8 protein-coding genes are annotated in these 13573 nt (G+C 61.3%); all 8 read right to left on the minus strand.

Annotated elements, in window-relative coordinates; genetic code table 11:
• Positions 1-45 precede the first annotated feature (45 nt).
• The 8 genes from H8F01_RS00290 to H8F01_RS00325 all read right to left on the minus strand — a co-directional run bounded on the left by H8F01_RS00290 (position 46) and on the right by H8F01_RS00325 (position 13572).
• Positions 46-282, minus strand: coding sequence for a hypothetical protein (locus tag H8F01_RS00290; protein ID WP_187057113.1), 237 nt, complete (start codon positions 280-282; stop codon positions 46-48).
• The gene (locus H8F01_RS00295) at positions 279-749 is read right to left on the minus strand and encodes a hypothetical protein (protein ID WP_187057114.1); all 471 of its coding nucleotides are present in this window, start codon (positions 747-749) and stop codon (positions 279-281) included. The genes H8F01_RS00290 and H8F01_RS00295 overlap by 4 nt, the downstream gene beginning before the upstream one ends.
• A 96-nt stretch (positions 750-845) precedes the next feature.
• Positions 846-1352: a hypothetical protein gene (locus H8F01_RS00300; protein ID WP_187057115.1), complete on the minus strand. Its 507-nt coding sequence runs from the start codon at positions 1350-1352 to the stop codon at positions 846-848.
• Positions 1352-6724, minus strand: coding sequence for a carbohydrate binding domain-containing protein (locus tag H8F01_RS00305; RefSeq protein WP_187057116.1), 5373 nt, complete (start codon positions 6722-6724; stop codon positions 1352-1354). The genes H8F01_RS00300 and H8F01_RS00305 overlap by 1 nt, the downstream gene beginning before the upstream one ends.
• Positions 6725-6775: 51 nt before the next feature.
• A complete protein-coding gene (locus H8F01_RS00310; protein ID WP_274380601.1) occupies positions 6776-12193 on the minus strand; it encodes a phage tail tip fiber protein in 5418 nt (1805 codons plus the stop codon).
• Positions 12078-12452: an NlpC/P60 family protein gene (locus tag H8F01_RS00315; RefSeq protein ID WP_187057118.1), complete on the minus strand. Its 375-nt coding sequence runs from the start codon at positions 12450-12452 to the stop codon at positions 12078-12080. The genes H8F01_RS00310 and H8F01_RS00315 overlap by 116 nt, the downstream gene beginning before the upstream one ends.
• Positions 12449-13126 (minus strand): DUF1833 family protein, encoded by a 678-nt coding sequence (locus H8F01_RS00320; RefSeq protein ID WP_187057119.1) that lies wholly within the window; start codon positions 13124-13126, stop codon positions 12449-12451. Before H8F01_RS00320 ends, H8F01_RS00315 begins: the two co-directional genes overlap by 4 nt.
• The gene (locus H8F01_RS00325; protein WP_187057120.1) at positions 13126-13572 is read right to left on the minus strand and encodes a hypothetical protein; all 447 of its coding nucleotides are present in this window, start codon (positions 13570-13572) and stop codon (positions 13126-13128) included. The genes H8F01_RS00320 and H8F01_RS00325 overlap by 1 nt, the downstream gene beginning before the upstream one ends.
• Position 13573 lies beyond the last annotated feature (1 nt).

Below are 13573 nucleotides of genomic sequence, written 5' to 3' on the forward strand. Positions count from 1 at the left end.
AGTGTGTATGTATGCGCTTACGTATTCTACAAGGGACGGAAAGGGTTAGCCACCCTTGGTGGAGTTGCCCTTGCCGGTCGGCTTCGACTTCAGCTCTTCCAGCTCGCTGGTCAGCTCGGCAATGCGCTGGGCCTGCTCCTGCAGGTTGCCGTGGATGATCTGCACAGCCTGGCGTGCGGCCTGGACGAACGGACCACGGGCAGCGCCTGCGAGGGTCTGGGTCAGGTCATCGGATGCCTGGGCGAGGAACTGCACGGCTTCCTGGGTTTCCTGCTTGATCACGGGGTTTCTTCCTTGTTGGTTTCAGTGGTGGGTTCGATGATCGTGACGGTTTCGTCCACGACCGGGGGCGGTTCTTCCGAGACGTTCGGAGAGTTGGGGTTCAGGGTGCTCTGCAGGGTCTCGCTTGCGAAGCCCTTTTCGTTTGCCAGGCGGTCGAACGCGAGCTTGAACATGTTGACGACGCCGGCTCCCGAGATGTGCTCCAGCGGAACACCAGTGACGGGATCGAGGTCTTCGGGCTGGGCAAACAGACGCGGGAGCACTTCCATGCCATTGACCCAAAGGGTATCGCGACGACCCTGCACGTCCACGTAGGCACCGTCGATGTAGATGTATTCCTGGCACTCGTAGATCAGCTGGATGTTGCCGCTGACCGGATCCCACTTCATGCGGATCTCCGGGGCGACCATTTCAGCGACGACACCGTTACCCAGCTCCCGGAATCGCTTGTTCACAACATTGGTCATAGGTATGTCCTAAAAGGTGACTATTACATTATACGTATGCAGATACTTACACGGTCAGCCCGGCCCTAAGACCGGGTGACATTTCTTCGAATTGCCTTACACCGTGTTGAAGTAGTTCATGCTGCAACGTGCGGTCACGGTCTGGGACGAGACGCCATCAGAGATGTCGCACGCCACATCCACGTAGCTGCCCCCATTGAGCAGAGCCGTACACTGCGCGCTCACCTGGTTGGTGTTGCTGCCGGCAGTAGCGCCAGATGCGCCACCACCCCACCCGATCACACGCCAGTTGTAGCTGAAGTTGCCCGTGCCACCGGATGCGTATGCGGTGGCCAAGGTGCTCATCACGCGGGTCGTCGGCGTGGTCTTGTTGCCGAGGTTGAACGAGACCGTCGAGCCGGTTGCAGACGCAGTGAACGGGACGTAGTTGGTCGCACCCACGAACTGCGCGAGTTCCAGATACCACGAGTTGTCCGAGACGCCGTAGTTCTGCGAGATGTTCGGGACGAGACCACCACCACGGGCATACGAAAAGAGGTCGCCAGGGCCTCCGAAGACATTCACTAGATCCTGGAGGCTCGGGTTGGCGGGAACGGTAGCCATTACAGGCCACCGTCCGTCAGACGCTTGTCCAACATCTGCACCGCTGCGACGAGGGGAGCCAGCAGCTCGGCCACCGACAGGGTGAGCGTGTCGGGACCAGCAGGGCCGTCACCGGAGGTCACCATCGTCGGATAGTGGTCCTCCATCTCCTGAGCGAAGAACCCGAACTCCCAGTGGCCGTCCTTGAGGTAGGAACGCGGGATCAGCTTCTTGATCTTCTCAAGCTCCTGGCGGGGGTTGAGCTTCTCCGCGAAGCGCTTCAAGCGCGCGTCGGAGTTGATCTTGAAGTTCGGCGCATACACCCAGGCGGAACAGTAAGCGTCACCGTTGGATTGAACCTTGAACTCGCCAGCACCGTTATATGGCCCGTTGGGTCGCATATAGATCGTGCCCGCCGTGCCGTTATTGCCGAGAACAAGGTGGCCCTGGTCGGAGTTGACGTAGCCGTTGCGCGCCTTCAGGGTGTTGCCGCTTGCTTCGCCCCAAATCGTTGCAGAACCGCGTGCGACGAGATCGCCGCGCATATTGAAGTGGCCGTTACGAACGTCAAACCAATGCGAGTATTCGCCCAAAGGCACAGCCTGTCCGGAAATGGTCGGGGCAAAGCCGATACCGTTCCACGACTTGATGGCAAGGTTGTTCGCAGTGATAGAGCAGTTGTCACCGTTACCCGGATAGATGCCGTTGCCGCCACCGTTACCGTTAAACGTGATCTCCTTCATCATTACGCCGCCGACGTTCTTGTCTAGCGGGGTGATAAGAGCAGACGTCCAGATGGTGCCGCCTGCGGCGAGGGAGGCGGTAAACCCAGCCTGCTCGTTATAGAAGCTGAACTGTCCGCCCTGCTTGAAGATGTACGAGTTGGCGTTTCCGAAGTAGACAACGCCATCAGTGGCAGTGCCGTTCCAGCCGGAAGCTCGGAGGGAAGCGTTGTTCGCGATCACCGTGCCATTAACGGTCGTCGTGCCGTCAGGCGCGACCGTGACCCTGGAGATCAGGGCACCGCGCTTGGCCCCAAAGCTGATGTTGAGCGCACCGCCCACCGAATAGAGGGCGATGTCATTGTCACCATCAGAGATCGCATAGCCGCCGCCGTAGCTGCCGCCAGCCTGGTATGCCATAGCGCCGACGCCCTGACCAGGGCCACTCCAGACGTGCGTCGAGACAACGGACTTCGTGACCGTAATCTTGTTCTGAGCCTGGAGCGAAATGTCGGTGCCGTTGATTGCGATGGGCGCGTACTTCGACGCATCCGAGTTGACGGCATCCAGGGACACGCCATCCGTGCCGAAAGGCATGAAGCGAGAGAGGCCAGTCGTGCCGTTCACCGGCTTGAAGTACACGATGTCGGAGAACGTCGGCCCGACAAGGTTCGCCTTGCTATTCGGGTTGAAGTTGCCGTCGTGCCACACATTGCGCCACGGACCCCAAGTCGTTGCGTTGGTGCCCTTACGGATTGCCAGGCCATCGCCAAAGCTGAGCTGCGATGCGTAGCCGCCCGATCCGCCGATGTCCCAACCCATCATGGTCAGAATGTGCGCATAGGTGCCGCCGTTGTTGACGGGCGGGTTATTGACCGACGCAATGCGCTTGAAGCTCGCGAATACCTGCTTAGCCCCGAAGTCGCCCGGAGCATCCACCACGTCGCGGGTGTCCACCACAGCAATCGAGGTTGCGGATGCAGCGGTGGCGGTCTTGTCGAGCTTCGTGGTCGGATCGAAGTTGGCACTCGTCCACAGCTTGTTCCAGGTGGCGAACTGCGAGCCATCCGAGGTGCCGCCGACGAAGGAGTCAGAAGAGCCGGCCTGGATCCACAGACCCGCCCAGCCGCCCGAAACGTCGCGATTGGCGATCTTGTGGAAGTAGCCGTAGTTGTCGTTGGGCGCACCACCTGCAATGCCGATAGTGCTGCTGTTGCCCATATAGCTGGAGTAGCCCATCGGGAGCGCAGCCCAGGCAGCGGCGGTGTTCGTTACGCCGTCGTAGGTCTGGTTGCCAGTTTTGCCCAGCTTCGTGGCGAGCAGCGGAAGCAGACCCAGATCATCGGTCACGTCGATGATCGAGACGTCATCAACCGTCAGCGTGCCGACCGTCTGGTTCGCATTCACGGACAGCTGGAGACCGGTCACGCCCGGCTGCACGGTGTAATCGCCAGTGACCTGAGTCCAGCTCGTCTTGTTGCTGGAGAACGTCGGGGCGATCAGCAGACCACCGCCCGAGTCACCCAGGCGCAGCTTGGAGTTGTTGGATGCCCCGTTGTAGTCGGCGCTGGTCTTGTAGTAGCACGAAATGCGGTAGGTGCGGCCCAGCACAACCGGGATCGTCTGCACCGGCATGCCAAAGCTGACATCACCGCTACCAGGTGCGATCTGAATGGCCGTGCTGCCGCTGCGGGAGTCCGTCACATAGGTCACACGCCCCTGAGCGCCCGACTGCGTGAGATCCCACAGCTTCTTTTCGAAGTTGCCGTCCGAAACGAGGTTGCGACCAGCCGTGAAGTTGATCAGGTCCAGCGAACGCTGGAGGTTCGTCACTTCACTGATGGCGTGCGTATGCGCGCTCGGAGTGAACGTGGTCGGCTTGTTCGCCAGGTTCGCCCAGGTGAAAGCAGCAGAGTCGAGCTTGGACGACTCCAGGGCGGCAACCGAGGTCAGGTTGCGGACATGCCAATCCGTCGCATACCAGATCGAACCGTAGTCCGGCGAGTTCTGGTTGATCTGGAGGAACGGCAGGATCCAGCGAACCGAGCCATTTGCGGGCACGGTATAGCGACCCACCACCTTCACCCAGCCTGCGCTGATGGGCTGGCTCTTGACGTTGGTGTAGGTGTAGGTGCCTGCGCCACCCGGAGCCCACGGGCTGAACTGCGACTGGCGGACGTAGAGATTGAAGGCATTGGTGCCAGGCGTGCCGACACTCGATGCCACGACAGCCGTCATCTCGATCACATCGCCCGGCTGAACCGGAATGGGATCGAAGTTGGGCGTGTGGTCGCGCACAGCCAGCTTTGCCACATAGGGCTGCGGGCAGCCAGCCGGGACGTCCGGATCGGTCGAAGCGACGACCGTGAAGCCCATGCGGTCGTAGCGGGTTTCGAACGTCGGGTTCGGGATCAGGTCTTCACCCGCGTTCAAGGCCGACTTGACCGCGTAGGTCAGCGTATCCAGGTTCGTCTGGAGGCTGCTGATGTCACCGATGCCCAGCGTGACCGCACCAGTGCGACCGGCAACGCTCGTCACCGTCTGCTGGTTGTCGATGCGATCCCAGCCATTCTTGTCATTGGCAACGATCATGTCGCCAATCTTGTAGCTCACCGAGCTGACGGTGCCCGCCACGCTGATGATGTAGAAGTCACCCTTCTTCGGGGTGGCCGGCAGCGTGCCCTTGGAAGCGTCCCACGAGCCCATGTAGACCAGGGTGCCCGTCGATGCAGCCTGCATCGTTTCCGCCCAGTGGCGAGCGGAGAACTTGCCCGGCTGGACTTCGGTGTTGCGGGGAGCGTCAGCCCACTGCTGAGCCAGGTCGCGAGCGGTCTCGGCAGCCGTCTTCGCACCGCCTGCAGCCGACGAGGATGCGGCAGCGCTCGTTTCCGAGGACTTCGCGTTGGTCTCGCTCGTTTTGGCGTTGGTCTCGGAGGTCTTTGCGTTCGTAGCCGAGGTGGCTGCAGCCGTAGCCGATCCAGCAGCTGCCGTCTTCGATGCAGCAGCATTGGTTTCGGACGTAGCAGCGTTCGTTTCCGAGGTCTTGGAGTTGGTCTCGGAGGTCTTCGCCTTGCTCTGGGAGTCGGCAGCAGCAGCTGCGCTGTCAGAGGCAGCCTGGCTGTCCGTGATGTCCTCGATGTAGAGCGCCTGCAGCTCGATGGTCGCGCCCGTGCCAGCCGTCGCAATGGCCTGACAGGTGGCATAGGGAGCCGTGCTGCCGCTGGTGAACTGGAACGAGACCGTCTGCCACGCGCCGTCCTTGGGGAGGTTCGCGTTCGCAGGGATGTTGGCCATGACGGAGGTCGCCATAGCGTCGTTCACGGTCAGGATCGACAGACCCAGGGTCGAAGTGCCCGCAATGGATCGAGCGACCGCAGTTGCACGATAGGTGCGACCGGACGCATTGCGCAGGTAGCCCTTCGGACGCGGATACACCGGGCTGGTTGCCGTGGACTTGAAGACCGTGCCAGAGCCCGCTTCAACGACGAAGTTGGCATCCGGGATGTCAGTCGATCCCGGACCCACCGAGTTGGTCAGGGTGAAGAACTTACCCTTCTGCGAGAACTCGCGGGGCATGGCGAACATTGCACCGGCAGTCGCAGCGGTCGCACTGTTGGCAGCGTTCGTTTCACTGGTCGCAGCAGCGGTCTTCGACGCAGCAGCAGCGTTTTCCGATGCCTTGGCATTGGTTTCGCTGGTCTTTGCATTCGTCTCGGAGGTTGCAGCAGCCGTTTTGCTGGCAGCAGCAGCATTCTCGGAAGCCTTCGCGTTGGTTTCCGAGGTGCCGGCAGCGGTCTTGCTCGCAGCAGCAGCCGTCGCGGAGCCAGCAGCGTTCGTTTCGCTGGTTTTCGCGTTCGTTTCGGAGGTCTTGGCGTTGGTTTCCGACGTCTTTGCGTTCGTTTCGGAGGTCTTCGCCTTCCCTTCCGACGTGGAAGCATTGGTGGCCGACGTAGCAGCAGCCGTAGCGGAGCCGGCAGCAGCGGTCTTGCTGGAAGCAGCGTTCGTTTCGCTCGTGGCCGCAGCCGTCTTGCTCGCAGCAGCGTTGGTTTCCGAGGTCTTGGAGTTGGACTCGGAGATCTTTGCGTTCTGCTCGCTCGTGCGGGCAGCTGCAGCCGAAGCCGCCGCATTGGTCTCGCTGGTCTTGGCAGCGTCACGCGATGCGTTCGACTTGGCCAGGTTGTCGCGAGTCTGGGCAATCGCACCGCCCAGCTCATCAGCCATCTTGGTGCCGCTGTCCAGGATCTGTGGCAGCGAGTAGACCTCCATCGCCACGCCGTCGAAGCTGGTGATCGTGACCTTGGTCGGATACACCGGGTCATCGGATGCCGGCTTCGTCGCCCAATCGGTCAGCTGACGCTCGCGCAGGAGCGACTTGCTGATGAGCTGGAGCTGGGCAGCAACAAGCTCGGCACCGGGAAGCACCGAGAAGTTGCGGATGACCGCGTAGGTCGTGGTAGCCAGGCTCGCGCCCTTGTAAGGGGACGCGAGCACCAGGGTATCGGCACCAGTGACGTCCGCGATCTCGTAGAACGCAGCGCCGTCGATGGTGAAGAGATCACCAGGGCGGATCGGGTTGCCAACATTCCAGAACGTCGAGGTTCCGGAGATGTTGGCCGAGTCCTTGGTTACTTTGACAGTGCCGGCTCGATACCAGCGGCTGTAGTCCGTCATTCGATCATCCTTGATCTATGGAGGTATGTATGTGCCTACATAGTATAGCAATCAACGAAGACCAAAGATGTAGCCCTGCACGAGGTTCACATGGAAGTTGCCATCACGGTTGCCGCCCGAGGTGGTGTGGACTCGGTAGGCTCGCGACCCGTTGATCATGTCGTCCGGGATCAGGAACGTGTTGACCGCACTGTTGCGGGAGCCCAGGTAGATGTTCACCTGGCGCATGGGCACCCACGAGCTGCCCACCAGCTTCTCAATCGTCACCGTGCCGTTACAGGGGTCACTGCCGCTGTTGTACGAGTTCACTTCCATCATCACGACCGGACGGTGCCATTCACCCGAACGAACCGGGTTGTCCAGCCAGAAGGCGTCAGTCGCACCACCGGACGCAGTGATGTCGCCCGACCAGCTGATGATGTTCGACGCCTGGAACTTGCCCGTGATCGAGCCAGCCGTCAGGTCGCCTCGGATGATGGCGTTGTTGAAGATGGCCGTGCCGTCCTTGCGGATCTGCCAACCATTGTTGCCGTCGTAGTTCCACGACTGGATCGTGTCACCGATCTTGGCGTTGGTAATCGTTCCGTCACGGATATAGGCGGCATCCATCCACACGCCACGGTAGTCACCCGAGGTGATCACCTGGAATGGGAAGACGTTGGCGATACCCGGCGCACCCACGAGGAACTGGTCCGCACGGACGATGAACTGCGAAGTCGGGCCTGCACCCGGCTTGCTAGTCACACCCAGGCCGAAACCTGCCACGTAGCCATTGACGTCGATACGCAGGCTGTACTGGCTCTGGAAGTCCGAGATCGACAGGCGCTGTTCGATAGCCTGGCGCACGGTGCCGCCCGCGTTGTAGGTGTCGTAGCTGAGCTGGTTGACCTGGCTCACCAGGTTGCCCGAGCCGGTGAACACGATGGATTCCAGGTTCGTGATCTTGGCCTGAGCCTTGCCAGCTTCAGAGGTCGAGTCCGCGAACATCTGGCGTGCCCACTCCGTCACGAACTTGCCGTTCTGGAGGTCCGACACAGAGGTCTGGAGCGAACCAAGGTAGCTGGAGTTCGTGATGGTCGCGCCATCCTTGGTGCCCGTCACCTTCAGCGACAGCTGCTCCTGGCTCGTGATGGTCGCGTAGTTGTCCTTGACGAGCGCCTGGATGGTCTTGTCATAGGCGGCGACCGACGAGGACACCTTCTGACCAATGGTCGAGTCGTCGGTGACAGCGGAGCCGTCAGCCTTACCCACGATCTTGGCGATGATGTTGTTGCGGGAGGTCGCTTCAGCGCTGTCACCATCCGAGCGCGCCTTCTGCTCGTTCGTGATCGCGGTTTCAGCCGCACCCATGCGGGTAGCCAGCTTGCCCACGTCCGACGAGATCGCCCCGTCAGCGTCCACACGAGCCTGCTTCTCGGACGAGATGCCCGCAGCCAGGTCGTCCGCCATCTTGGCAGCCAGCGTCGTGCGGGCAGTCGCTTCTGCAGAGTCAGCGTCAGCGCGAGCCTTCGACTCGGAAGCGATTCCAGCCTCAGCCTGCCCCATGCGCACAGCCATCGCGTCCATCGACTTGGCGAAGGCTTCGTCAGCAGCAGCGCGAGCCGTGCGCTCTTCCACGATGCCGGCAGCGATGTTCTCGTTCAGCTCGGCATAGAACGTGGTGATGCGCTGAGCCAGAGCCTCGTCTTCGCTCTGGCGCACATTCTCTTCCACGCTGATGCGCGTCTGGTGGTTGTCAGCCAGCGTCAGGAGACGCCAGGTCTCAGCGATGGTATCGACGAAGGTGGTCATATCCACCTTGCCGTTGAGGTCGCTGCCAGCCAGCAGATCGAACAGCTGCGGGATCTGGTCGATGTTGGTGCGCAGCTCCTTGTCCAGCATGCCGGCGCTGACCTTCTCGCCGTTCTCCTCCATGATCTGCTGGATGGAGGTCTGGGCAGTGCCGATCACACCGTCCTTCGGGAACGGGTCGCCCTTGTTGCCAGCCGTGTCCTTCAGGCGGATCCAGTAACGGAACTGCCCTTCCCCACGGTTCGTATGGGTGAACGAGAACGCGCTGACGGTATCCGCAAGGGTAGCGTCTGCGAAGCTCTTAGACGGCTCCTGGTCGATTCCGAGCGTGTAGTAGATCTCGGTCTGCGCGACTCGCGTGGCGTCGCTCACAGCCCAGCTGAGACGACATGCGAACGGGAGCGTCGTGACATTCAGGTCGAGCGGGGTCACAGCTGCCGTGATAGCAGCCTTCACCTCGACCGTGACGGTCGGAGCCTTGGAGAACGGCGCACGGTTGCCCACGCGGTCGATAGCGACCACGCGCAGGCTGAAGACGTCATCCTTCTCCGCTTCGAACGAATAGATGGTGTAGCCGGCAGTGACCTTGCCCACCGACTTCCACTCGTCGGCGTTCGGGTCCAGGCGGAACAGCTCAGCACCGTCGTAGTCGCCAGTCTTCGGGCGCTCCCAATGCACGTCCACGTAGAAGCGAGCCTTGATGTCGTCGTAGCTCACGTTCGGGGACGCGACCAGGTTCTCCACCTGACCGATGTAGAGGGGCACGCCGTCACCAGGCGGCTTGGGCGCGATCAAACCACTGGTGCTGTAGACCTCAGCGTTGTACTCCAGGGCCGTGATGCTGGCCGTTTCAGCGGTCGGACCACCATTGATGCCCGTCACACGGTAGAGGCGCTTCACAGCCTCCAGCGTGCCGAACAGGAAGTGGGTGCGGATCGGGGCGGACTGCAGCAGCTGGCTGAAATTGCCGTCCAGGTCCACGTAGTCCTGAACACCAGTCTTGGCGGGAGCCTTGACCGGCAGCTCCACCACTACGTCACCCGCCACGAGCTGCACGAAGGCGCTCGTGTTGACGTCAGAGGTGGACCAGGGGTCAACCCAAGCCAGTGCGGTGCCGTCGTCCTGCTCTTCCCACTGGTTGACGCGCATTTCCTTGTAGGACTTGCCGTCAGCACTGCGGACGCGGAGGAACTGGGCCGTCAACGGGCTCACCAGGCCACCCTTGAGCGCCTTGAAGCCGGACACGCGGATCCAGCCACCTGCCGGCGAGTAGGAACCCACTGCGCACGCGGAGCTGAACTGGTTCACTTCCCAGCTGGCTGCGAACAGCAGCACGGTCTGCTTGAGGCCCGCCTGGACAGTCACGTCCTGGTCGAGCAGCAGGTGGTTTGCCGTCGCATCAGCGATCAGGCGACCCGAGGCGACCGTCTTCTGGGCCAGGTGCTTGACCACGATGACGCTTCCCAGAGCACAGCCCAGAGAGTCGTATGCCGCACTGAACTCCACGGTGCGGGTGATCAGGCGGTTCATGTTGAGCTGGAGGTTCAGATCCTCCATCGCACGCTGACGGCTGGTGACGCCGATCATGTCGATGGACGCAACCACCTCACGGAACGGGACGCCGGCGATGTCGTCGGAGATCTTGATCGTGGACTTCTTGAAGTCGTCGTCGCGATCCCAGAAGGTGCCCTCGACTGCGTTCGCGCGGTCGGCAGTGCTGAGCCAGCTGACCTTGAGGCTGTCCTTCACGATGTTCGCTTCGGAGAACATCATCACGGGCTCATCAGCGCGCTCGATGACGACCGTGTAGCGCGTGCCCGTGCGGATAACCTGCGCATGACCGCAGCGGGAGACCAGCTTGAGCGCTTCCCAGATGTTGCTGGCACTGTCGATGACGCCGTTGAACTCCAGGGGAGCCGGTGCCAGCGTGTCGCAGTAGTGCGCCCAATCCTTGAACGACTCCAGGTCGAGATCGTCAGCGGACACATCTGCGCCCAGGCGGTCGTCCAGGAGCATGTCCAAGCAGACCCACGCCGGGTTGCTGCTCGCACCGATCATCCACTGCTTCGTCGCACGATCCCAATAACGGATGCGGCGACCCTTGTTCAGGTAGGTGATGTTCGGGAGACCATTCAACTGGTCGGACAGCTGCACACGCACAGCCACCAGGGCCGTGTTGTTGTAGGCGACCGATGCCGAGGTGATCTCACCGATGGCCTCGAAGTTCACTGCGTCGATGCCCTTGTCATCGGCCAGCTTCGGGTTGGTGCGGCAGACAGCGACCTTGTAGTAGCCAGGCTTGAGCGGAGGCGTGTAGTAGCTGATGCGAGTCGGGTAGCGCGTGTTGGACGAGAACGTGACCTTGCCGTCCTGCGACTTCTGCGTGTAGACCGGATCCTGGATCACCTGGCCAACGATGTTGCCCTGGCTGTCCAGAATGTCATCGCCGTCGATGGTCGAGTTTGCACGGAGCTTCTCGGCAATCTCGGCCTTCAGGGCATTGGAGATCTTCAGCCCAGTGTCGGGGGCAAAGGTCAGCTTGTCCCAGTAGTAGAACTTGTTCGTGTAGCCGGCGATCTCGTAGGTGCCGATGGTGTATTCCCACGCAGCGCCTGGTGCCGGGCTTCCGTCCGCATTGACGCGCATGTAGGCGATACGCAGGTCCACATTGGCCCACTGCGTCTTGCCCTTCTTGTCCACCGTCATCAGGCCCGTGGGTGCGGACATGTCGATGCGCAGACGGTCCACCGTGCCGCTCGTGAAGCGGACAAGGGGGCTCGTGCTCGGGTCGGCGTTGTAGACCGGAACTTCCGGGTTGCCGGTGTCGGTCGCCAGCTCGTTCGTCGAGAACCAGGGGATTACAGCCTGGTCTTCGTCGCCAAGGCGGATCTCCGTCTGGACGTTCTTGAAGGAATCGAGCGGCTGATCGTTGATGCGGATGTCTTCGATGCCCGCGACCGGGCCTTCACCCGCGTTCACGAGCATGTAGACGATCTGGGTCTTCTGCTGGTTTTCGGTGTGCAGGCCGATGATGTTGCCAGCCATGCGGAACTGGCCGTAACAAACGGGGATCGGCATGTCCTCGTTGGACGTGTTCACCGGACCCGACAGGCCATACGTGCTGCTCTCATCCGAGCCACCACCCAGCTTTGCCGTGGGCAGCGGGATCAGGGCGTTCACGAGCATCGAGCCTGCAATCACGATACCCGCTGCGAACGCGCCTGCGTAAGCACTGGAGCCCATGATCGTGGTGGACAGGGACGCACCCCAGCCAGCCGAGAAATACGTGATGACAGCCAGCGCAATGATGCGCAGGGCCATCTTGCCACCGTTGCCACCGTGCATGACCGGGACGATCACCACGCTGTCGCCAGGGTTCAGCGAATAGCTGTCCCACAGCTCATCAGGCACAGCAGAACCGTTGACGCCCGCAACGAAGCGGCCATCAGGAATGAAGTCAGCGATTACCGCGCCTTCGCGGAACTCTTCCCAGCGCGCCTCTTTGATCTCAGGGGCGAGAGGGTTCCGAATTTCGATGACGCGAATGTGGGTGTCGAACTTGTCAACCGACGAAATCGACGAACCCAGCGATACGGTGTTCCCAATCCCGGAACTTTTCCGAAGCAACTCCAAGGCCGTTCTCCATTGTGTGTACGAAGCGATCTTCCGTGATCGCAAAACCGACATGACAAACGTATCGGCCCATGCGGAATAGTACAGCAACGTGTGGCTGCCTCTCCACGGATTTCCACACCGAATCCCGCTGAATCAGCAGGTTCGATTCGTTTAGAAGTCCATTTGTGGAGCTGGTTACGTCCGGGATGATCACGCCCTTGCGTCGATACATCTCCATCAGCAAACCGTAGCAATCCATTCCGTTGTGGTCCCGCCCACCGTAGGCGAACGGGACGTCCAACAGATCGGCATACGCGATCATCGGGTGCCTCGCGGCTTGATGCCTGGGAAGCCTCCGAAGTTGAGGTTGTTGTTATGCGCCTGGCAGCCGTTCGGGCCGACCAGGGTGTAGTCGCAGCTCGGCATGGTGCCGGCGTAGCGACAATACTTGTCCCTGTACTTGTGACCGCAGAAGTCCTTGCGCTGCTTGCGACGCGGGAACTCCATCGCGAGCATGTTGTTCGCGCCCAGGGTCCAGGAGATGTTGCGACCGTCCACCGAAGCGCCCGTGACGATGAACTTCTCCGTGGCTTCGAAGTTGGAGCCTTCGCCGTCCAGGATCACGTACATCGTCACCAGGAAGCCCACACCACCCTGGAACTGGTCCAGCTGGTCGCGCACGAGTCCGGTGATGTCAGTGATGGTCAGCGTCACAGCCGACACGTCGCCCTGGCTTTCCTTCACGGATAGGTCGAACCAGGCGGGCTGGTAATACTCGCCCCGGAAGGTCACGCCACCCGTCTGCAGGATGTCGTCATTGCCCGAGTCGTCCGACACGAGCTTGGTCGTGTGGACGATGCGGATCACGTCACCGCTCTGCTGCTGGGTGAAGCGGTCAACCGGCGTGACAGCCAGGAGCACCTGATAGACGCGCTCGCTGTCCAGCTGCGCGTTGTCGATCATCGCGGTTAGCGAGATGGTCTTCCCTACACGCATCACACTTCCTCCAACGTGATGCCCTGGACATCCCAGCGCAGGTTGGAGCCGAAGCCGACAGGCGTGAACTTCATCTGCTCGCCCGACTTGAAGCGCACGTACATCCGATACGGGGCCTTATCGACCGTCGCTTTCGGGTTCGTCTTCTGCGCGTTCCAGAGCGCGGCCTCGTACTTGTGCTTGTCGAGATAGATGAAGATCAGGGAACCGCCCCTGACGTCGTTCCAGAGCGTCTGGAGCGCATCTGCATCACTCGGAGACAAGTCAGTGAACCCCGTCGAGATCGTGCGACGGAGTTGCTTGCGGGCATGGCGAGGACGGCTAGCAACGTAGCCGCCCTCGAACTCAGTGGACTTACTCGGATCTTCGACCGTCACCGAGTAATACTTCCGGTCCTCGCGCTCGGCAAATGCCGTTACGCGGTCTTCCCAACGAATCGTGGCCATC

This window comes from Dyella telluris, from assembly GCF_014297575.1.
In the GTDB taxonomy this organism is placed as follows: domain Bacteria; phylum Pseudomonadota; class Gammaproteobacteria; order Xanthomonadales; family Rhodanobacteraceae; genus Dyella; species Dyella telluris.